Source organism: Pseudomonas sp. PICF141 (assembly GCF_002286815.1).
GTDB lineage: Bacteria > Pseudomonadota > Gammaproteobacteria > Pseudomonadales > Pseudomonadaceae > Aquipseudomonas.
The window spans coordinates 1-18,084 of record NZ_MUNM01000017.1 but is presented as its reverse complement, the minus strand read 5'-3'; the positions used below and the strand labels follow the sequence as shown (position 1 = coordinate 18,084).

The 18,084-nt window shown below is 58.0% G+C and carries 15 protein-coding genes and 1 pseudogene; 5 read left to right on the top strand and 11 right to left on the bottom strand.

The window, feature by feature from the left end; genetic code table 11:
• Positions 1-41 precede the first annotated feature (41 nt).
• The 3 genes and pseudogenes from BZL43_RS28740 to BZL43_RS01540 form a co-directional block, all read right to left on the bottom strand.
• Positions 42-393 (bottom strand): annotated as a pseudogene (locus BZL43_RS28740) (LysE family translocator); the annotation flags it as partial.
• A gap of 8 nt (positions 394-401) precedes the next feature.
• The gene (locus tag BZL43_RS01545; protein WP_095630669.1) at positions 402-995 is read right to left on the bottom strand and encodes an NADPH-dependent FMN reductase; all 594 of its coding nucleotides are present in this window, start codon (positions 993-995) and stop codon (positions 402-404) included.
• A complete protein-coding gene (locus tag BZL43_RS01540; protein ID WP_095630668.1) occupies positions 992-1,846 on the bottom strand; it encodes a sterol desaturase family protein in 855 nt (284 codons plus the stop codon). Before BZL43_RS01540 ends, BZL43_RS01545 begins: the two co-directional genes overlap by 4 nt.
• A 67-nt stretch (positions 1,847-1,913) precedes the next feature.
• Between BZL43_RS01540 and BZL43_RS01535 the strand changes: the two genes are divergently transcribed.
• Positions 1,914-2,876, top strand: a complete 963-nt coding sequence (locus BZL43_RS01535; protein WP_095630667.1) for an AraC family transcriptional regulator ligand-binding domain-containing protein — start codon at positions 1,914-1,916, stop codon at positions 2,874-2,876.
• 122 nt (positions 2,877-2,998) lie between these two features.
• Here the strand turns inward: BZL43_RS01535 and BZL43_RS01530 are convergent, their stop codons facing one another.
• The 6 genes from BZL43_RS01530 to BZL43_RS01505 all read right to left on the bottom strand — a co-directional run bounded on the left by BZL43_RS01530 (position 2,999) and on the right by BZL43_RS01505 (position 8,413).
• Complete coding sequence (locus BZL43_RS01530; RefSeq protein WP_095630666.1) at positions 2,999-3,892, bottom strand: tyrosinase family protein; 894 nt, start codon at positions 3,890-3,892, stop codon at positions 2,999-3,001.
• Positions 3,879-4,334, bottom strand: coding sequence for a hypothetical protein (locus tag BZL43_RS01525; protein WP_095630665.1), 456 nt, complete (start codon positions 4,332-4,334; stop codon positions 3,879-3,881). Before BZL43_RS01525 ends, BZL43_RS01530 begins: the two co-directional genes overlap by 14 nt.
• Before the next feature lie 81 nt (positions 4,335-4,415).
• Positions 4,416-6,011 carry a DHA2 family efflux MFS transporter permease subunit gene (locus tag BZL43_RS01520; RefSeq protein WP_095630664.1) on the bottom strand — a complete coding sequence of 532 codons (1,596 nt, stop codon included), beginning with the start codon at positions 6,009-6,011 and terminating at the stop codon, positions 4,416-4,418.
• Entirely contained in the window at positions 6,008-7,105 is a 1,098-nt protein-coding gene (locus BZL43_RS01515; RefSeq protein WP_095630663.1) for an HlyD family secretion protein, read from the bottom strand. Before BZL43_RS01515 ends, BZL43_RS01520 begins: the two co-directional genes overlap by 4 nt.
• Positions 7,106-7,203: 98 nt before the next feature.
• Entirely contained in the window at positions 7,204-7,617 is a 414-nt protein-coding gene (locus BZL43_RS01510; protein WP_095630662.1) for a cupin domain-containing protein, read from the bottom strand.
• A gap of 43 nt (positions 7,618-7,660) precedes the next feature.
• Complete coding sequence (locus tag BZL43_RS01505) at positions 7,661-8,413, bottom strand: SDR family oxidoreductase (RefSeq protein ID WP_095630661.1); 753 nt, start codon at positions 8,411-8,413, stop codon at positions 7,661-7,663.
• A gap of 243 nt (positions 8,414-8,656) precedes the next feature.
• Between BZL43_RS01505 and BZL43_RS01500 the strand changes: the two genes are divergently transcribed.
• Positions 8,657-10,246 carry a winged helix-turn-helix domain-containing protein gene (locus BZL43_RS01500; protein ID WP_095630660.1) on the top strand — a complete coding sequence of 530 codons (1,590 nt, stop codon included), beginning with the start codon at positions 8,657-8,659 and terminating at the stop codon, positions 10,244-10,246.
• A 101-nt stretch (positions 10,247-10,347) separates the two neighbouring features.
• Here the strand turns inward: BZL43_RS01500 and BZL43_RS01495 are convergent, their stop codons facing one another.
• Positions 10,348-13,371, bottom strand: a complete 3,024-nt coding sequence (locus BZL43_RS01495; protein ID WP_095630659.1) for an FAD-binding and (Fe-S)-binding domain-containing protein — start codon at positions 13,369-13,371, stop codon at positions 10,348-10,350.
• A 157-nt stretch (positions 13,372-13,528) separates the two neighbouring features.
• Between BZL43_RS01495 and BZL43_RS01490 the strand changes: the two genes are divergently transcribed.
• Together BZL43_RS01490 and arcD are read left to right on the top strand one after the other, a co-directional pair.
• On the top strand, positions 13,529-14,413 hold the full coding sequence (locus BZL43_RS01490) for a LysR substrate-binding domain-containing protein (RefSeq protein WP_095630658.1): 885 nt from the start codon (positions 13,529-13,531) through the stop codon (positions 14,411-14,413).
• 685 nt (positions 14,414-15,098) lie between these two features.
• On the top strand, positions 15,099-16,526 hold the full coding sequence (gene arcD, locus BZL43_RS01485; RefSeq protein WP_095630738.1) for an arginine-ornithine antiporter: 1,428 nt from the start codon (positions 15,099-15,101) through the stop codon (positions 16,524-16,526).
• Between the two features lie 77 nt (positions 16,527-16,603).
• Here arcD and BZL43_RS01480 read toward each other — a convergent pair whose 3' ends face one another.
• Entirely contained in the window at positions 16,604-17,296 is a 693-nt protein-coding gene (locus tag BZL43_RS01480; protein ID WP_095630657.1) for an ion channel, read from the bottom strand.
• Positions 17,297-17,571: 275 nt separating this feature from the next.
• Here BZL43_RS01480 and BZL43_RS01475 point away from each other — a divergent pair, with 275 nt between their 5' ends.
• Positions 17,572-17,949, top strand: a complete 378-nt coding sequence (locus BZL43_RS01475) for a c-type cytochrome (RefSeq protein WP_095630656.1) — start codon at positions 17,572-17,574, stop codon at positions 17,947-17,949.
• Positions 17,950-18,084: the final 135 nt, after the last annotated feature.

The following is an 18,084-nucleotide window of genomic DNA, read 5'->3' as shown; positions in this document are numbered from 1 at the left end:
TGGAGGCGTTGTGGTTTTTGCTGATCTATCGGCCAGGATAGATTGCCAATGTTCGTAACGACCCCTTGGATAAATGACTGCCGAAAGTTTCCGACGACAGCATTGTTACAGGGGGCAAGCGCGCTCTTCCCGGCCTTGAGCAGCAGTCCGAATCCAAACCACATCAGATAGGCTGCCCCCAGAACTTTTACGATCAGCGCCGCCCAAGGGAACGCAGCAAATACAACACCCGATACCTGCGATTGCACAGGTGGCCCAGAATAAATTGACCAATACGATGCCTGCTACCAAGGCCAAAGCTTCTGACCGCGTAGCCGCCACCGCTTTGTGAACTACTGCAACGAAATTTGGCTCTGGAATAACGCCACCGGCCAGTCTTTTGATCTTCAGCATCCGCGGCTTTACATGCCGGTAGAGAACTCTGACCGATATTCGATTGCAGGTCGTAGGGTGCGAAAAGCTGCATCGTATTGACAAAGTATCTGCAGAGCCCAGTCGGCACGTGCCCGAATGCGAATATCACTTTCATCTGAAGGTTCTGCGCTGTTTAACATCGACTCTACGTTTCTGATGATGAGTTGTTCAGGCAAATACATGATCCGGCTATTTTTGTAGCTCGATGCACGTAACTCTGCAATTGGATATGCCCCGCCAAGTCCTGCCGAAACGCCCACCAACAGCGCAGGCTTATGTCCAAGTTCGCCGAAACCTGCGTACAAAAAGAAGTTTTTCAGGGCTGGGCAAGCCATGCCATTCCACTCTGGGCTGATCACGACCAGTGCCGTTGCTCTTTTGAGGATGGATTGCTGGGCATTCCAGACTTTGTCGGTGTCTTCTTCTGGCCAAAGCGGTAGCCGACTGGAAGCCAGGTCTATCAGTTCGCTTGAGTCACACAGCTGAAGTTTCTCTAATCGATCGCGCAGATACCTGGCGACTTTGACTGATTGACTGTTTGATCTGTTCGATCCGGACAGCAGAACGATATGACGACTCATCGCACCACCTTCTGGTTAGCATTTACCTTGGGTGCGGTACGACGTGAACGCACGATTGGCCAGAACAATTCTTCTTTCCAGCTTATCGGTGACAAGTGTTCGATTCCGTAGGCTGGCGGGCGCCGACGGGTAATTTTTGCGGTTCCGAACAGTACGTCCCAAAAAAACAACAGGTTGCCAAAATTGCCTTTGTAATGGGTAACGCCATCCTCGGCAGTCAACCCGTGATGCGCAGAGTGAGTGGAGGGTGTGGAGAAGGTTCGCTCCAAAATCCAGACAACCGGGCGTAATGCGCGAATGCGATAAAGTTTATCGTCCCACGCCACGCTGCTGTGTGCAGCGAAAATCACGGTCATTTTCAGAATCAGATAACCATAATAAACGGGTGCAAGCCCAAGGTAGATCAGCACCCCGGATAACCAGATGCCGGGCATCAGAAGATAGTAGAAACTGTTGTTGCGATAGACGATGCGCACACTCATATAGGGTGCGGAATGATGCGCACGGTGCAATGCATAAAGTGCGGGAACCCGGTGAGTCAGGCGATGCCACCAATATTGGGTCATGTCATCGAACAATAAAAACAAGACAAATCCTGCAATCCATGGGATTCCAGCCAATGCATCCTTCATCTCCGGTACAACATGACTTGCTATCTTGCCGCTTAGCCACATGACTAAAGGGAACGTGATCGCCACCAGGATGCCGGAACCGACGACTTCAATGAGTACGTCACGTTTACCGCCTGATGACTGACGAAACGAGGAACAGGCAAGTTCCAGCAAAATGAAGGCAAGGAAAATCCCGGCCACTATTACAGCAGGGTTATTGGCGAGCATAGTTATATTCATGGCACTCTCGATTCAGGCCCTTGCGGGCAATGCCATGTCATTAGAAACCCAGGAGCCAACCCTCCCAATGCGCGAAATGGACAGAATCGAGCTAGAACCGGCCAATCGCCCGCCCCAGCGCTTTCATCGAGGCCGGCTGGGCCAAGTCCTGGAGCGCTTTCTTGACAGCCAGGTTCCCCGAAAAAGCACGGATTACAGCCTGATCGAACTGGATCAACTTTGGCGCGAAGCGGCGCGCATTGATCCGGCTATCGGGTTAAAGCTGTTCGCGCTGTTCACGCCTCAGGACTGGCACGTCCTGGCTTATCTTTGCCTTTATAGCCCCGACGTTTTGTCGTCCATGCACCTTTGGGCGCGGTACGCACCGCTTGCATCGGACACCGACAATGTGAGGTTGGTGAATGACGAAAACGGCGTCGGGATCGAGCTGTGCGTCGATGCGCCAGGCGAGTTGGCGCGGTACGTCATCGAACACTACGGCGTGATGTCCATCGCGCAATTGCGACGTGGAACGGGGCAGAATGTGCAGCCGATTCTGGCAAAATTCAGGCATTCGCGTCCGTCGTATTACAAGCAATACACCCAATGGTTTGGAGACCGTATCGAGTTTGACTGCCCGGTTAACCGCTTCTATTTCCATGCGCAAAGCTTGAGTCTACCGATGCAGACTCGTCATCACGGGATGCTGGAGTTATTGACTCAGGAACTGGATCGACGGATTGCCGCGCATCGCAATTTCAGCGGTTGGTCAGCCAAGGTCGCCGAAGGTGCGCGACGCTCTCTGGCCAGAGGTGAAACGCCAAATCTTGACGATCTGGCAAAGGCGCTGCACCAGACGCCCAGAACATTACGCAGACGCCTGGAAGAACAAGGCACGACCTTCAGGCAATTACTCGATCAGGTTCGTGCAGAACTGGAATTGCATCTTGAATTGCAAGGCGAGTCGTTAACGGAGATTGCAGCCCAATTGGGCTACAGCGATTTGACGGCTTATCTCCATGCTCGAAGTCGGTGGCGTGACAGGAAATAAGGTGGCGGCCAGATTATTCGGGCCCTGCCTTTTGTTTTCTCAATCTTGCACTCAAGTCAGCTCCTACGCCGACCACATGAAGCACGCCATCGCCGTAGGAGCCTCGGCCCGCTCGATGCTCTCTAAAGCAGATCGCCCAAGGTGTCGTACTTGTAATACTGGCTGTAATTCAGGACATCTCGAGGTGTCACCTTTTCCGGGAAAGGGCTGTACATCGGGTCATCTATCCGATGGAACTTAAGCGTATCCGGGGCATTTCCCGCAGGTACATAAGCGGCGGTGGGATGCTTCGCCTGCCATGCCGCCCAGAGCCGATCGACATTGCAATGATGTAGAAAGAACACTGGATCGTTCGGCGAGGACGACAATCCCATGTCACCACCGACCCACACATGGACGTTGTTATGAATGCGTTCTTCGCCCGCCCATCCCTCGATGCTGTTGCGCGCACCACCGGTGGACTGCGCCGCGTTGTAGGGTGCTGTGTCGTACACCGGGTTTTCATGGATGACTTTGCGCACATTGGCTCGGCTGGGCAGCGCCCCGTCTCTTCCCGGATTACGCACCAAGGGGCGGTTTACCCTGTCCAGTTCCAGGGTGCGGCCATTACCTGTCAATCGCACCCGCCACTGCCCATTCACGAACTGTCCAAGGTACTCATCCGACCAGATGAGTGAAGTCCTCGGGTCCTGAAGTTGCGCATCAGTATTCCAATCCCAGTACGGGACTCGAAAGTGTGGGTCGTTTATCGCTTTGCGAAGCAAGGTTTCCAGGCGCACGAGGAAGTAGCGATGCCACGGCAAGAATGATGGCCCGCCATGCGCGGCGTTCCTGGCCATCTGCCCGGCAGGCGTTGAAATCATCATGGCCCGGTGGTGCCAGGCCACGAAGGAGTCATAAATCGAGAGGTTGGCCTGCCCGGGCCAAGGATTTTGCACGGGATCCTTGAGTCGCTTTACCCCTTCGACGTATTTCTTAAGCGCTGGGAGATCTTTGACCGCATTAGACCTGATCATGATGTGCTCCGTGAGCATGGTGGTCTGGGTGCTCTCCCCCGTCGCCATCGCCCTTGGCAAAGGATTCTGGATAGGCATCGATCACCGCCGTCATCAAATCGAGAGCCGATCCGTAAGTGACGAATGGGGTGGCGTGCGTATGGACTTGGCCCGCATCGTCCACAAACAGATGCGCCTGGACCGGCACTCCATCCACCTCCACCTGGTAGGTGGTCACGATCCGGACAACATGCCCTTTGTGATTAATCTCGCGAACAGTCCTGGCTTCATGCCCTGCATGCGGGTCCACGTACTCAGGAAACTGCTCCTTGATCCACGCGGGGTGCGTCTTGTCAGGATCGGTGATGGATATCTCTGCGAGAGCATTTATGTCAGGCAGGCTCAATAGCACATTGGGTTTTGTGCCCGCCGGTTCGGGGCTGGAGACATTTTTCCGTGTCATGATTCCTCCTGGAGTGTGCCCTCGGACGGTTGCCCAGACTGGCTGGAGAAAGTGTAGTTGGTCGCTGGCAGGTGGGCTGTGTCACGCTACTGTTCGTGAAGAGCGCACTTTCTCGTATCGCGCGAATCCGATCTTGATGCCGACCAGAATGGGGGCAGCGATTACAAAAAGCAGAGCCACGGCGACGAACGCTGTGTCGAAGGCAATCACCGTGGACTGACTTGTCACCAACCGGCCCAGAAGGCTCGTCGCTGCCCGGCCAGCGGCCGCTGCATCCATTCCTTTCACGGCCAGCAGGGCTGTCGTGTTCGTCATCCGTTCGATGAGCGCGGCGCCGCCTGGGGTGACGTTGGCGCCGAGGACCACGGCATTGGTGACGACGTTATGGTCGATCAGTGTCTGGAGCCCTGCGACCCCAATAAGGCCACCCAACTGGCGCCCCGTATTGAAAAGGCCTATTCCGCCAGCGAGGTTTCGGCTGTTGAGGTGGCTGAAGGCGATCAGCGTGATCGATAGAAACAGGAAGCCAAGCCCCAACCCGCGCAACAGGATAGCCGCCATCATGTCGTCCGCGCCGCTTTCGCTGGTCGAACCGGACAGCATCCACATCGCCACCATAATCATCAGGATTCCAAAGGGCACGGTGGCGAACGGCGCAACGCGGTGGGCCTGCATCAGATAAGCAGATATGAGAAGCGCGCCGACAAAAAACGCGCCACTGGGCAACAGCAGCTGACCGGCATCGGTAGGCGTGAACCCGAGGACCGACAGGGCGAACGCCGGAATCAGGAACGCACTGCCGAACAAGGCGGCGCCGGCGACAAAACTGACGATAAAGGCGAAAGAAAAATCGCTCGTTTTGAACAGGGTGAAGTCGAACAGCCCCTGCCCTTTGGCCAACACTTGTTGGCCGAGAAATGCCAGCAGAGCGGCTGCGCCGATCACCGTTAGCCACAGGATGCGCGGCTCCTCGAACCAGTCCCATCGGCTGCCCTGGCTGAGGACGCAGGTGAAACACAACAGGGTGGTAGAGATCAGCGAGAAGCCGATCCAGTCAAACGGACGCTGCCGGGCCTTGGCGGGCATTGGGCCGTCTGCGATCAGCACAAGTCCGGCAGCCGCCAAGGCAATCGGGACAACGCTGAAGAAGATCCATGTCCAAGATTGGCTATCGATCAACCACCCTTGAAGCGCCGGGGCGAGCGTCGCGGGCGCGACAACGGAGCCCATGGCAAACAGCGCTTGAAGGATGGGCTGATAGGACCGCGGAAAAGCGCGAAATATGATCGCCTGGCCCCCGACCAGCAGGGTGCCACCGGCAAAGCCCTGGATAACCCGAAGTGCAACCAGCAGATCCAGCCGAGCGGTGATGGCGGCAATGCCACACGCCAGGCCCATGACCAGGGTTGAGCTGATGATCACATGACGCGCAGCGAAACGGTTCATCAGCCAAGGGGCGGTCATGAACCCGATCAGCTTGAGCGCGATGTAGCCGATTTCCAACAAGGCAAACTCATCAGGCGTTGCATAGGTGTCGCCGATGATGTCGCTGCGTCCGAGCGACAGAATGGTGCTGGCGATCGCTTCCGTTAGCGTGGCGAGCACGATGCCCGCCATGAGCAGGACACCGGTCGTAGCGCTGGCGTTGCTCCGCGTGGCGCTGGCAACCGAATTCATGAGCCGCCCCCTTGCGCAACCTCGACACGCGCGGACAAGCCAGGGACGATGCGGCCCGGCAATGGGTTGTGGGCAAGCCGGATTTTTACCGGAACCCGCTGCACGACACGCACAAAGTTTCCTGTTGCGTTGTCTGTGGGCAGCAAGCTGAACGCCGACCCGCTACCCGGCGCAAAGCTGTCGACCACGCCTTCAAGTGCCCCGTCGGGATAGCCGTCGACCGTGATGCGCACGCGCTGACCAGGGCGGATATGTTCGAGTTGGGTTTCCTTGAAGTTCGCCACGACCCACACATCATTGACCGGCACGATATCGAGCAACGAAACACCCGGCGTAACGAACCGGCCGACCCGGACCTGACGGTTACCGATAACGCCATCAACAGGCGCGTGTACCACGGTGCTGTCGAGATCGATCTGGGCCAGATCGCGCGCGGCCTGTGCCTGCGCCACAGCAGCAACGGCAGCTTCTCGCTGGGCCACAAGGACGGTGATGCGTTGCTGTTGAGCCTCGACCGTTGCCGAAGCTGCCGACACCGTCGCCTCGGCTCTGGAGCGTGCCGTGCCGGTTTCATCGACCAGAGCCTGGCTGACCGCGTGGCTGACAATCAATTTTTGGCTGCGATCATGAGTCTTGGTCGCCAGATTCATCTCGGCGGCGGCCGAGCGTCGCTGGGCTTCGGCCTGTCGAATCAGGGCACGCTGAAGCTGGGTTTCGGCATTGACATGGGTCAGGCGAGCCTCGGCAGCGCTGACATTGGCCACTGCCTGTGCAAGCCGTGCGCGATAGTCCCGATCGTCAATCCGAAACAGGACGTCACCCGCCCGGACGGTCTGGTTGTCCTCGACCTCTACCGCCGTGACATAGCCGGCAACCTTGGCCGCGAGCGAGGTGAGGTCGCCGCGCACATAAGCGTTATCGGTGGAGGTTGAACCGCTCGAAAACGCCATGGCCCATCCGCCGGCCACGACCACCACGGCGCCGATGCACAGCAGGATGCCAATCATCTTTCTCTTGCTTTGCCGCGCCACCACGACAGGGATCTCGGCGCTTGCGCCGGTGGCAATGGCGGCCTTCTCCTGAAGCGAGTTCATGTTCTTGTTTCCTGTTCAATGCCAAGGACCTGCAACAACCGCGGGACGGCAGTGACCTGCCGCCCGGCTGTCGAGCGTCGATGAGCGCGTTGATCGGCTCACTTTTTGATGGGCGTGACGAGCTCCTTTTCGTTGCTGTCGAGGACAAACACGGCCAGCAGGCGTGCAGGCTTCGTGTCGCTGGCGTTGGCGCTGACTTCGTGCACGGAGCCCGGTTCCTCTACGAAGTTTTCGCCGACGTTGTAGATCTTTTCCGGTTCGCCTTTGATTTTGATGCGAAACGAGCCCTCCAGGACCGTGGCATAAATGAACGCCGTTTTCGGATGGGTGTGGGACGGCGACGCGGCGCCCGGCCCATACTCGACGAGCACGCCCTTCATGCTCTTGCCAGAGAGGTTGGGAATGGGCCGATCGAATACGACCGACACCTTGCCTGCGGGCGGCTCGGCGGCCGACGCTGCGCTGATCGACAGTGCCGCGACGGCAGCGGCCAAGAGATTTCGGGTAACCATGGCGATGCTCCTTGATGCGTAGGTGGTGTGAGCGTGCGGCCCGTTACTGAGCCGTCGACTGACCGAGCCAGTCCTCGAAGCGGATCGCGCCCAGGCGTGGGTTCTGGCCGGGGGTCAGCGATTGATCGTCGAGCACCGAACCGAAGTAGCGCGCATGCACATCCGGCACGACTTTGCGCGCGTCCTGAGTGGCCCGCAGGAAGCGCCTGACCAGTTCGTCGAGCGGCATGGCCTCGGGGCCGGCGACTTCGACCGTGCCATTGACCGGCGTTGCCAGCGTGACTTCGGTGAGCGCCGCCACCACGTCGTCGGACGCCAGCGGCTGGATCAGCGCCGGTGACAGGCCAATCTCCTCACCGACGGTGGCCGCCTGCGCAATGCCGCCGACAAACTCGAAGAACTGTGTGGCCCGCAGAATGGTGTAAGGAATGCCGGACGCCTTGATCAGGTTTTCCTGCGCGACCTTGGCCCGGAAATAGCCGTTCTCGGGAAGCCGTTCACAGCCCACGATCGACAGGGCTACGTGATGGCGAACCCCAGCAGCCGCCTCGGCAGCCAGCAGGTTACGGCTCGACGTTTCGAAGAAATCGAGAACGGCCTGGTCTTCCCACGAAGGCGCGTTCGCTACGTCGACGACGATATCGGCGCCATCCATCGCCTGGGCCAGGCCCTCGCGGGTGATGCTGTTCACGCCCGTGCTGGGGGCGGCTGCGAGCGCGTCATGGCCGCGCTCGCGGAGGATATTCACAAGTTTCGATCCGATGAGGCCGGTGCCTCCAATGACGACGATCTTCATGGGTTCTCTCCGCTACTCTCGACTGCAACCATTGCTGTCGGTGTAGATCGAGAATGCCAGCGTGCGTCAGGGACGTCCTTGTACCGGTCTTGGGTTTGCCTTCAAGGAAGCTTGGTTTTTCGTCCAGAAAACAGTTTTCGACGGGTATCTCTTGCCGCGGGCGCTGCCGTATTATCGATACCACTTACCAATAGCCAGCCCGGACACGGAGTCGAGGGGCGCTGGACCAGGGGACTCTTCACCTTGCCATTCGTGTTTGAAGACTACGTGCTCGATCAGGAGCGCCGGGAACTGACCTTGCGCGGGCAAGTGGTGGCTGTCGGGCCGCAGGTCTTCGATCTATTGCTGCAGCTTGTCAGCAACCGCGATCGCGTCGTCAGCAAGGATGACCTGCTCAAGGCGGTGTGGAGCGGTCGGATCGTCTCGGAGTCGACGATCACCAGCCACATCAATGCGGTGCGCAAGGCCATCGGCGATACCGGCGAAGAGCAGCGCCTGGTGCGTACGGTCGCTCGTAAGGGATACCGCTTCGTCGGCGAAATCAAAGTGGATGAGATCGGGGAAACTCGACAGCCTGGCATCGAAGAACCCACGCCTGTGGACTTGAAGCAAACGCCTGCTCCCCCGCTCGTCCTGCCGGATAAACCCTCCATTACCGTCTTGCCCTTCCACAACCTGAGCGGCGATCCCGAGCAGGAGTATTTCGCCGACGGCATGGTGGAAGACATCATCACCGCCCTGTCGCGTATCCGCTGGCTGTTCGTCATCGCACGCAATTCGAGCTTCACCTACAAGGGGCGGACCGTGGACGTTCAGGGCGTCGGCCAGACGCTCGGCGTGCGCTACGTGCTGGAAGGTAGCGTGCGCAAATCCGGGAACAAGATACGCATCACCGGGCAGTTGATCGACGCGACGACCGGAACGCATATCTGGGCGGAGCGCTTCGAAGGAATGCTCGATGACATCTTCGAGTTGCAGGATCAAATCGCTGAAAGCGTTGTCGGCGCCATAGCGCCGCAGTTGGAACGGGCGGAAATCGAGCGCGCCAAGCGCAAACCGACCGAAAGCCTGGACGCTTACGACTATTACCTGCGCGCAATGGCAAAACTGCACAACGGCACCCGCGAAGCCATCGAGCAAGCATTGGCATTGTTCTCCAAGGCCATCGAGCTCGATCCGGAGTTCGCCTCGGCCTATGGCATGGCAGCCTGGTGCCACTTCTGGCGCAAATTGAATGGCTGGATGACCGACCGGCCTCGAGAAATCGCCGAGGGCGTACGACTCGCACGTCTGGCGGTGGAGCTCGGCCGGGATGATGCGGTGGCGCTGACGCGAGGCGGACATGCACTCGGCCATCTCGCCGGCGATATTGATGGCGGCATTGCCCTGCTCGACAGGGCACGCCTGCTCAACCCCAACCTCGCCCCTGCCTGGTTCCTGGGCGGAATCCTGCGCGCGTTGCGCGGTGAAACAGATGCCGCCATTGAAGATTTAACCCATGCCGTTCGCTTGAGTCCGCTGGATCCGGAAATGTTCAGGATGCAGATCGGGATGGCGCTCGCGCACTTCATCGCCGGACGCTTCGGTCCCGCTTCCATCTGGGCGGAAAAAGCGCTGGGGAATCTACCCAGCCTCCTGGTGCCGGCCGCCCTGATGGCGGCCAGCCACGCGCTGAGCGGACGCATGGACAAAGCGCAGCAGGCGATCCAGCGTTTGCACGAGCTGGATCCTTCCTTGCGCGTCTCCAACCTGAAGGACTGGCTGCCAATCCAGCGTCCTGAGGATTTTGCACGGCTTGCCGATGGGTTGCGGCTGGCTGGGTTGCCTGAGTGACCGCGGGCCGGTGAACGGCCAATAGCTTGCTGCCCAAGCGCAGTAAAAAGCCCCGTCCCATTTGGTTGGGACGGGGCTTTTTTATTTTTCAGATCAAACGGTCAAAAGGTTGCAGCCTTCTCCAACACCACCTCCAGCGGATGACGCAGTTGCCTGTTGGCGCGACGCTTTACCTGACTGCGACAGGAGTAACCCGTTGCCAGTGCTTCTCCCGCCTTGTCCAGCTTGCCGGCCCATGACTGCTCGAAAATGGTTCGCGAGGTGTCCTGGTTGCGGGCTTCATGGCCGTAGGTTCCGGACATGCCACAACAGCCCGTCGCCTCCGTCACCAACGTGAGGCCAAGCCGGGCAAACACGGCTTCCCATTGCGAAGTACTGGCCGGCACATTGGTCTTCTCGGTGCAGTGCGCCAGCAAACGGAATGTCTGTGTTGCGGGTTGCGGGTTTTCAGGCAATGCATCGAAGAGCCATTCCTGGGGCAGCAAGACCTTTGGGCAATCATTGAGCCCCGGCACTTTCTGATATTCCTGGCGGTAGACCAGCGTCATCGCCGGATCCAGCCCCACCAACGGTACTTCGCAGTCGGCCAATGCCTTGAGTTGACTGGCATTACGAATTGCCGCTTTGGCGAATGCGCCGAGGAAACCCTGTACATGCAACGGCTTGCCGTTGGCACTATAAGGCGCCAGAAACACGCGATAGCCCAACTGATGCGCCAACTGGATAAAGCTCGCCAGCAACGGTGTTTCGAAGTAACGGGTGAAAGCGTCCTGCACCAACACCACGCTGCGCTGACGTTGCGCGACGGTGAGCTCGCGCAGGGCTGGCACGCTGGCGACGGCCACCTTGCAGCGGGTCAATGTGGCCTGTAAGTCATATCGATTGATCAGCGGGCTGTCGAGCATACCGACGTGTCGCGCAAGCAAACGGCTCATCCATGTTGAGCCCATTACCGCGTTATACAGGCCCGGCGCATAGGCCATATAAGGAATGGTGAACTCCAGCGAGCCGATCAGGTAATCGCGAAGCGGACGTTGGTAACGACCGTGATAGAGCTCCAGAAAACGCGATCGGAATTCCGGGACATTGACCTTGACCGGGCATTGTCCGGCGCAGGATTTACAGGCCAGACAGCCCGCCATCGCGTCGTAGACTTCGTGGGAGAAATCCGCCTCGCCGCGTGAGCGTGCCAGGTTATTGCGCACCCTCGCTGGCAACCCGCGCAACCACGACAACTTGCCCCGCGCCGCTTCCAGTACATCGATATTGGCCGCGCCTTGCAGACGCAACCATTCGCGAATCAATGACGCCCTGCCCTTTGGCGAATGCTGGCGTTCACGGGTGGCTTTCCACGACGGGCACATCGCATCGTCGGGGTCGTAGTTGTAGCAAGCGCCGTTACCGTTGCAGTGCATAGCGGTGCCGAAACTTTGCCAGACACGCTCGTCGATTTGCCGATCCAGCTCACCGCGCAGTGTCACTTCATCAACCTTGAGCAAGCCTTGGGCAGCATCCGGCGGAGCGCAGATTTTGCCGGGGTTGAGCTGATTGTGCGGATCGAACGCGCCCTTGAGCGATTGCAGCGCCGGGTACAGCTCGCCAAAAAACTCAGGGACATATTCGGAGCGCAAACCCTTGCCGTGCTCGCCCCACAACAAACCACCATAGCGCCGGGTCAGCTCGGCCACGGCATCGGAAATCGGTTTGACCAGCGCGGCCTGGGCCGGGTCTTTCATGTCCAGCGCCGGGCGCACATGCAACACCCCCGCATCGACATGCCCGAACATGCCATAGGCCAGGCCATGGCTGTCGAGCAAGGCCCGGAACTCAGCGATGTAGTCGGCCAGTTTTTCCGGCGGCACGGCGGTGTCTTCCACGAACGGCTGCGGGCGAATCTCGCCTTCGACGTTACCCAGCAGCCCGACCGAGCGTTTACGCATGGCGTATACCCGGGTCACTGCTTCGCCACCTTCAGCCAACGTGTGGCCCAGCCGCTCGATCGTCGTGTCGGCCTGCAGATGCGCCACGAAGGACGCCACGCGAGCGTTCACTTGCGCCAGGTCTTCCCCGCTGAACTCCACCAGATTGATACCCAGCGTCGCGCGCTCGGCGTCCGACGGGAAATACTCGGCGACGCTGTGCCAGACAATGTCTTTCATTGCCAGCATCAACACTTTGGAGTCCACGGTTTCGATGGACAGCGGCTTGTGCGCCAACAACGCGTTGGCGTCACGCAGCGCATCCATGAAACTGGCGTAGCGTACGTTCACCAACACCGAGTACTTGGGAATCGGCAGCACGTTGAGCTTGGCTTCGACGATGTAGCCCAACGAACCTTCCGCACCGCACAGCACGCTGTTGAGGTTGAAGCGTCCGTGCTCATCACGCAGGTGCGCCAGGTCGTAACCCGTCAGGCAGCGATTGAGTTTGGGGAACACCGATTCGATCAGCTCGGCCTGGGTTTGCTGAATATGCCGCGCGGTGCGATACACCTCGCCGATGCGGCCGGATTGTGCGCACACCACTTCCAGTTCCGCGTCGGACAAAGGCTGACTGTGCAAGCGCTCACCGCCGAGCAGTACGCTGTGCAGTTCCAGAACATGATCGCGGGTCTTGCCATAGGTGCAGCTGCCCTGGCCGCTGGCGTCGGTGTTGATCATGCCGCCCACGGTGGCGCGGTTGGAGGTCGACAGCTCCGGGGCGAAAAACAATCCATGAGGCTTGAGCGCGGCATTGAGCTGGTCCTTGACCACGCCCGCCTGCACCCGTACCCAACGCTCGGCGACATTGATTTCGAGGACAGCGTTCATGTGCCGTGACAAATCGACCACGATGCCATCGGTCAATGACTGACCGTTGGTCCCGGTGCCGCCACCTCGGGGGGTCAGGTTGATCTGGCGAAAGCGCGGTTCGGCCATCAAGGTCGCGATGCGCACGATGTCGTCCGCGTCCAAGGGGAACACCGCCGCTTGCGGCAGACGCTGGTAAATCGAGTTGTCGGTCGCCAGCACGGTCCGAGTGGCATAGTCGGCACTGAGCTGACCGCGGAAGCCGCTGGCGCGCAAGGCTTGCAGAAATTCGGGGTACTGTGCCGCGGGTTCAACGGTCATCAACGGGGCGATCATCGCTGGATGGTCTCTTGTAGGTCTAATCACGAAAAATCAAAACACTTGTCGCCTGAGCATTAATACGTCAGCCTCAGGTCGTCGGCTGCGCCAATGATCCTGCAGGCTCGGGCACCGGACAAACGGATAATCCTGCCGCTATCGATGACTTTTACGAATGAATTACCGACACCTCACCCCCTCGATGTCGTTGCTGCTGGCCTTTGAAGCCGCCGCCCGACATGAAAGCTACACCCACGCGGCGCTGGAACTCTCGCTGACCCAAAGCGCAGTCAGCCGCCAGGTCCAGGCGCTGGAGCAGCAACTGGGCCTGACGCTGTTTCGCCGTGAAGGCCGTCAAGTGAAGTTGACCGATGTCGGTCGTCTTTATCAGCGGGAAATGAGCGAAGCGCTCGGACGCATCCGCAGCGCCACGTTGCAGGCCATGGCTTATCAATCCGGCAGCGGCACGTTGCGCCTGGCGACATTGCCGACCTTTGGCTCGAAGTGGTTATTGCCGCGCCTTCATGACTTTTATAAAAGCCACCCTGGCATGCTGGTGCACATCAACTCCCGGATCGATGCCATCGACTTTGAAACCAGCGGCATCGATGCCGCGATTGTCGTCGGCAATGCTGATTTACCGGGCCTGATCAGCCATCGGCTGCACACCGAAGAACTGATGGTGATCATTTCTCCGCAAGCGGCCAAGGCCCATGACGCCTGGCCTGCGGAGCGCATTGGCGGGCAGACGCTGCTCAATGTGGCGAGTAATTCCAACGTCTGGGGCGAGTGGTTCAGCCACCACGGCTTGCCCCATCGAATGATGCGCCTGGGGCCGAGTTTCGAACTCACCTCACACTTGATCCAGGCCGTCAGAGCCGGCATCGGAATAGGTCTGGTGCCTCGTATTCTGGTGGCCGACGAATTGGCCAATGCAGAGCTGATCGGCCTGGACCTGCCCTTCGCCAGTCAGCGCAGCTACTACCTGACCTACCCGCCGCGCAACGAAATGCTGCCGTCGCTCGTTGCGTTCCGCACCTGGTTGCTGAAACAGATATAAACGCCCGCCCGGGATCTCAAGGCCAAAGACGCCCTGCCTTACACCGGAGAGATCGTGGCGAGCGCACCAATCAAAATGGTCAACACCAGGAATCCACCCAGGAAAAATGCCATCTTGCCCATTGGGCCTCCTACGTAATGAGTTTGCGGTGCAGCGGCTACCGCCTCTGCTGACCGTGCTGTCATTGTGAGCCGCAGGCTGATCCCATTACAGATGCAGATGGCGAAGGAAAAACCGTATCAGACCCGAACTGAACAATAGGACGACGCATCGTACCCTGCGATCTTTAGCAGCCGAATGCAGGCTCGCAGATTGCAATATACGAATGAAAGCTACACTGAAGTTGCTTGAATCTTGCGTCCCCTCTTTCGGGAGCGCCAAGTGGATCTAACGATTGAGCCAGGCTCAGTGCGGTAGAAGCCTGTTTGACTGGTACGAAACGGCGACTTTAATGCGTTTTTGTTGTTCGTACCCAAATGAGGGGGTGTGACATCAACCCTGTTCCAGCAGCGAAAAAGCAGTCTGTTCGGTGGCATGCGTCACTCGAAGAGGTCATGCAGTGCATTAGCGACCATCTCTTGTTAGCCCGTCACCTCTTGAACGATTCCGTTTTGGTAAGGAGATTCAGATGGTCGATTCCGTCAGCAACATCGACAAAGATGCCCTGCCTCACAAAGATACCCAGATCTCTGCCTCCAGCGATAAGTTGAAGCTTGGAGCATTGATCGCTCTGGTCGTCGGCTCCATGGTGGGCGGCGGGATTTTTTCGCTACCGCAGAACATCGCTAAAAGTGCCAGTGCTGGCGCCACGTTGATCGGCTGGCTGATCACTGGCGTCGGCATGCTGATGCTGGCATTCGTCTTCCAGACACTGGCCAACCGCAAGCCCAAGCTCGATGGCGGGGTTTACGCCTATGCCAAGGCCGGATTTGGCGACTACATGGGCTTCTCTTCGGCGTGGGGTTACTGGATCAGTGCCTGGATCGGCAACGTCAGCTACATGGTGTTGCTGTTCAGTACCCTGGGTTTTTTCTTCCCCATGTTCGGAGAAGGCAACACGCTACCGGCAATCATTTGCGCCTCCGTACTGCTCTGGCTCCTGCATTTTCTGGTGCTGCGCGGAATCAAGGAAGCCGCCTTCATCAACGTGATCACAACCATCGCCAAGATGGTGCCGCTGGCGCTGTTCATTGTTATTGCCGGCGTGGCCTTCAAGATGGATGTTTTTACCAGCGACTTCTGGGGGGCTGGCAACAGTGACCTGGGCACAATAATGAATCAGGTTCGCAACATGATGCTGGTCACCGTCTGGGTGTTTATTGGCATTGAAGGGGCCAGCATCTTTTCCGCCCGCGCTGAAAAGCGCAGCGACGTCGGCAAGGCGACCGTGGTTGGCTTCATTGGCGTGCTGCTGTTACTGGTTCTGGTTAACGTGTTTTCTCAGGGCATCATGGCCCAGGCACAACTGGCCGGCCTGAAAAATCCGTCCATGGCGGGCGTACTGGAACATGTGGTGGGTCACTGGGGGGCAGTGCTGATCAGCGTAGGGCTAATCGTCTCGCTGGTCGGTGCGTTGTTGTCCTGGACGCTTCTGTGCGCGGAAATCCTCTTTGCCAGTGCCCGCGACCACACCATGCCGGCATTCTTGCGCAAGGAGAACACCAACCAGGTCCCCGCCAATGCGCTATGGCTCTCCAACGGGCTTATCCAGCTGTTCCTGATTATCACGCTGTTCAACAGCTCCACCTATCTAAGCCTGTTGTACCTGGCAACCTCGATGATCCTGGTGCCGTACTTCTGGTCCGCCGCTTACGCTCTGCTATTGGCCTGGCGTAACGAAACCTACGAGCAGGCTCCGGGCGAGCGCACCAAGGACCTGGTCATCGGGGCGATCGCTGTGCTCTATGCCGTTTGGCTGGTGTACGCGGCCGGGGCGCAGTACCTGCTGCTGTCTGCATTGCTTTATGCGCCTGGCGCAATCCTGTTCGCCAAGGCCAAGCGCGAACTGGGCCAACCGGTGTTCACCTCCATTGAAAAAGTCATTTTCGTTGTCGTGATGATCGGTGCCCTGCTCGCGGGATACGGCCTCTACAGCGGCTTCCTCAGCCTCTGAAGCAAGGGTTTGCATGGCGGACGGCGCGCTCCGTCTGCCATGCGGCTTCAATGAAAACCGAGGTAATCGGTCGTCCGTCACTTGGCCTGGTTCGATGGATAAAGACCGGCAAACCGAGCGATCACAACACCCACGTAAAAGACACCTGAAAACTCTTCGACCATTACCAGCGAGCGGGCATGATTGGTCAGCGGGATAATATCTCCGTAACCCGTGGTGGTGAGCGTCGTGAGGCTGAAATAGATTAATTTGAAAAAGGTGCCAGGCTGTGCGAAATCGAGGTGGTCAGGACCGAATGAGCCAGCGCTGGATATCTCCACCAGGGCATAAACGAAGGACCAAACGAAAGCCAGCATGATGTAACCCGCCAGCGCGCCATGCAGCTTGCCGGGTGTAATTGGCCCACGCTGGAGAATGTAGAAAAGCACCCCGCTAAACGAGACGGCAAGAGACGCCGTATACGCGATCCCGGCAAGGCTAAGAATGGCGACACTCCCGGCCCATAACGCCGTCCATTGAAGGCCAACGCCAAGCAATGCCAGGCCCAGTTTTAAAATGAACCCCCGCCGAGTCTGCCGAGTGGTGAAAGCCCCCACGAGCAGCACGATCGAAAAAAGAATGCCGAGCAAGGTACGAGCCAATATGCCTTCCTCAAGAAAGGGAAACAGAAGGATCAACCCAAGCAAGAGCAGCAATAGATAGGTGTAGGGACCTTTCCCCATAATCCCCTGAGCTAAATCCTCATCGGCTTTATCTTGCGGATTTGTCATATCGGTTTCCTGGAGGCTGAAGTAACGCTCGATATTCGCCGGTGCACAGTTGAAATCTGGCTTGGCTTTAGAATAGTCGGGGGTGGAATTCTTGGGGGGGCGGATATGGGTTGCGACTTGTCAGGAAGGGCAGCTGTCGGCCAGACGCAGTCACCTGGAAAAATTGATTCCATGGGCGTCAGAAATGACTGTATGGGCCGGCACGTTGGCTGATATCTTCCCGCGCACAAAATCGTGTCCAGTCGACGCTGACCCCATCAAGGAAGATAAAAACAATGAAAATATCATTCATCGTTTCGCTAGGAATTTTATCGTTAATTCAAACATCACTGTCCTTCGCGGATAATGCCAATGGAAAAAACCTCTATTTACAGCGATGCACCATGTGCCACGGAATAGATCTCAAGGCAACTGGACCACTGGCTAATAAAAGCAATCCCCCAACACCTGACCTAACAACATCCGCTTTCAAAAAACGATTGAAAGATTATCCGGGCGTAATTGTATCGTCGATAATACTTCGCCCCAATGGAGACTTGATTCCAAAAACTTTGCGAGAGAACGGTGTAAAGCTATCGCCGCATTCATGGAGCATTAAAGATCTGCGCGATTTAAATCAGTATATGGGTGGTGTGATTTCAAAAAATCGATGATTTTTGAGATGACCTTATTCAGGACGAGACAATCCCCACAAAAAAGCCCACTGACCGTCACCGATCCAGTGGGCTTTCCAATCAAGCTTCTACTTACAAAGCCATATCCGTCGCAGCATTAGCCTTCGGCGCCTT

Excerpts from the sequence above, each read along its gene's own strand:
- BZL43_RS01545 (WP_095630669.1), bottom strand. The coding sequence starts at position 995 with ATGAGTCGTCATATCGTTCTGCTGTCCGGATCGAACAGATCAAACAGT.
- BZL43_RS01540 (WP_095630668.1), bottom strand. The coding sequence starts at position 1,846 with ATGAATATAACTATGCTCGCCAATAACCCTGCTGTAATAGTGGCCGGG.
- BZL43_RS01535 (WP_095630667.1), top strand. The coding sequence starts at position 1,914 with ATGCGCGAAATGGACAGAATCGAGCTAGAACCGGCCAATCGCCCGCCC.
- BZL43_RS01530 (WP_095630666.1), bottom strand. The coding sequence starts at position 3,892 with ATGATCAGGTCTAATGCGGTCAAAGATCTCCCAGCGCTTAAGAAATAC.
- BZL43_RS01525 (WP_095630665.1), bottom strand. The coding sequence starts at position 4,334 with ATGACACGGAAAAATGTCTCCAGCCCCGAACCGGCGGGCACAAAACCC.
- BZL43_RS01520 (WP_095630664.1), bottom strand. The coding sequence starts at position 6,011 with ATGAATTCGGTTGCCAGCGCCACGCGGAGCAACGCCAGCGCTACGACC.
- BZL43_RS01515 (WP_095630663.1), bottom strand. The coding sequence starts at position 7,105 with ATGAACTCGCTTCAGGAGAAGGCCGCCATTGCCACCGGCGCAAGCGCC.
- BZL43_RS01510 (WP_095630662.1), bottom strand. The coding sequence starts at position 7,617 with ATGGTTACCCGAAATCTCTTGGCCGCTGCCGTCGCGGCACTGTCGATC.
- BZL43_RS01505 (WP_095630661.1), bottom strand. The coding sequence starts at position 8,413 with ATGAAGATCGTCGTCATTGGAGGCACCGGCCTCATCGGATCGAAACTT.
- BZL43_RS01495 (WP_095630659.1), bottom strand. The coding sequence starts at position 13,371 with ATGATCGCCCCGTTGATGACCGTTGAACCCGCGGCACAGTACCCCGAA.
- BZL43_RS01490 (WP_095630658.1), top strand. The coding sequence starts at position 13,529 with ATGAATTACCGACACCTCACCCCCTCGATGTCGTTGCTGCTGGCCTTT.
- BZL43_RS01480 (WP_095630657.1), bottom strand. The coding sequence starts at position 17,296 with ATGACAAATCCGCAAGATAAAGCCGATGAGGATTTAGCTCAGGGGATT.
- BZL43_RS01475 (WP_095630656.1), top strand. The coding sequence starts at position 17,572 with ATGAAAATATCATTCATCGTTTCGCTAGGAATTTTATCGTTAATTCAA.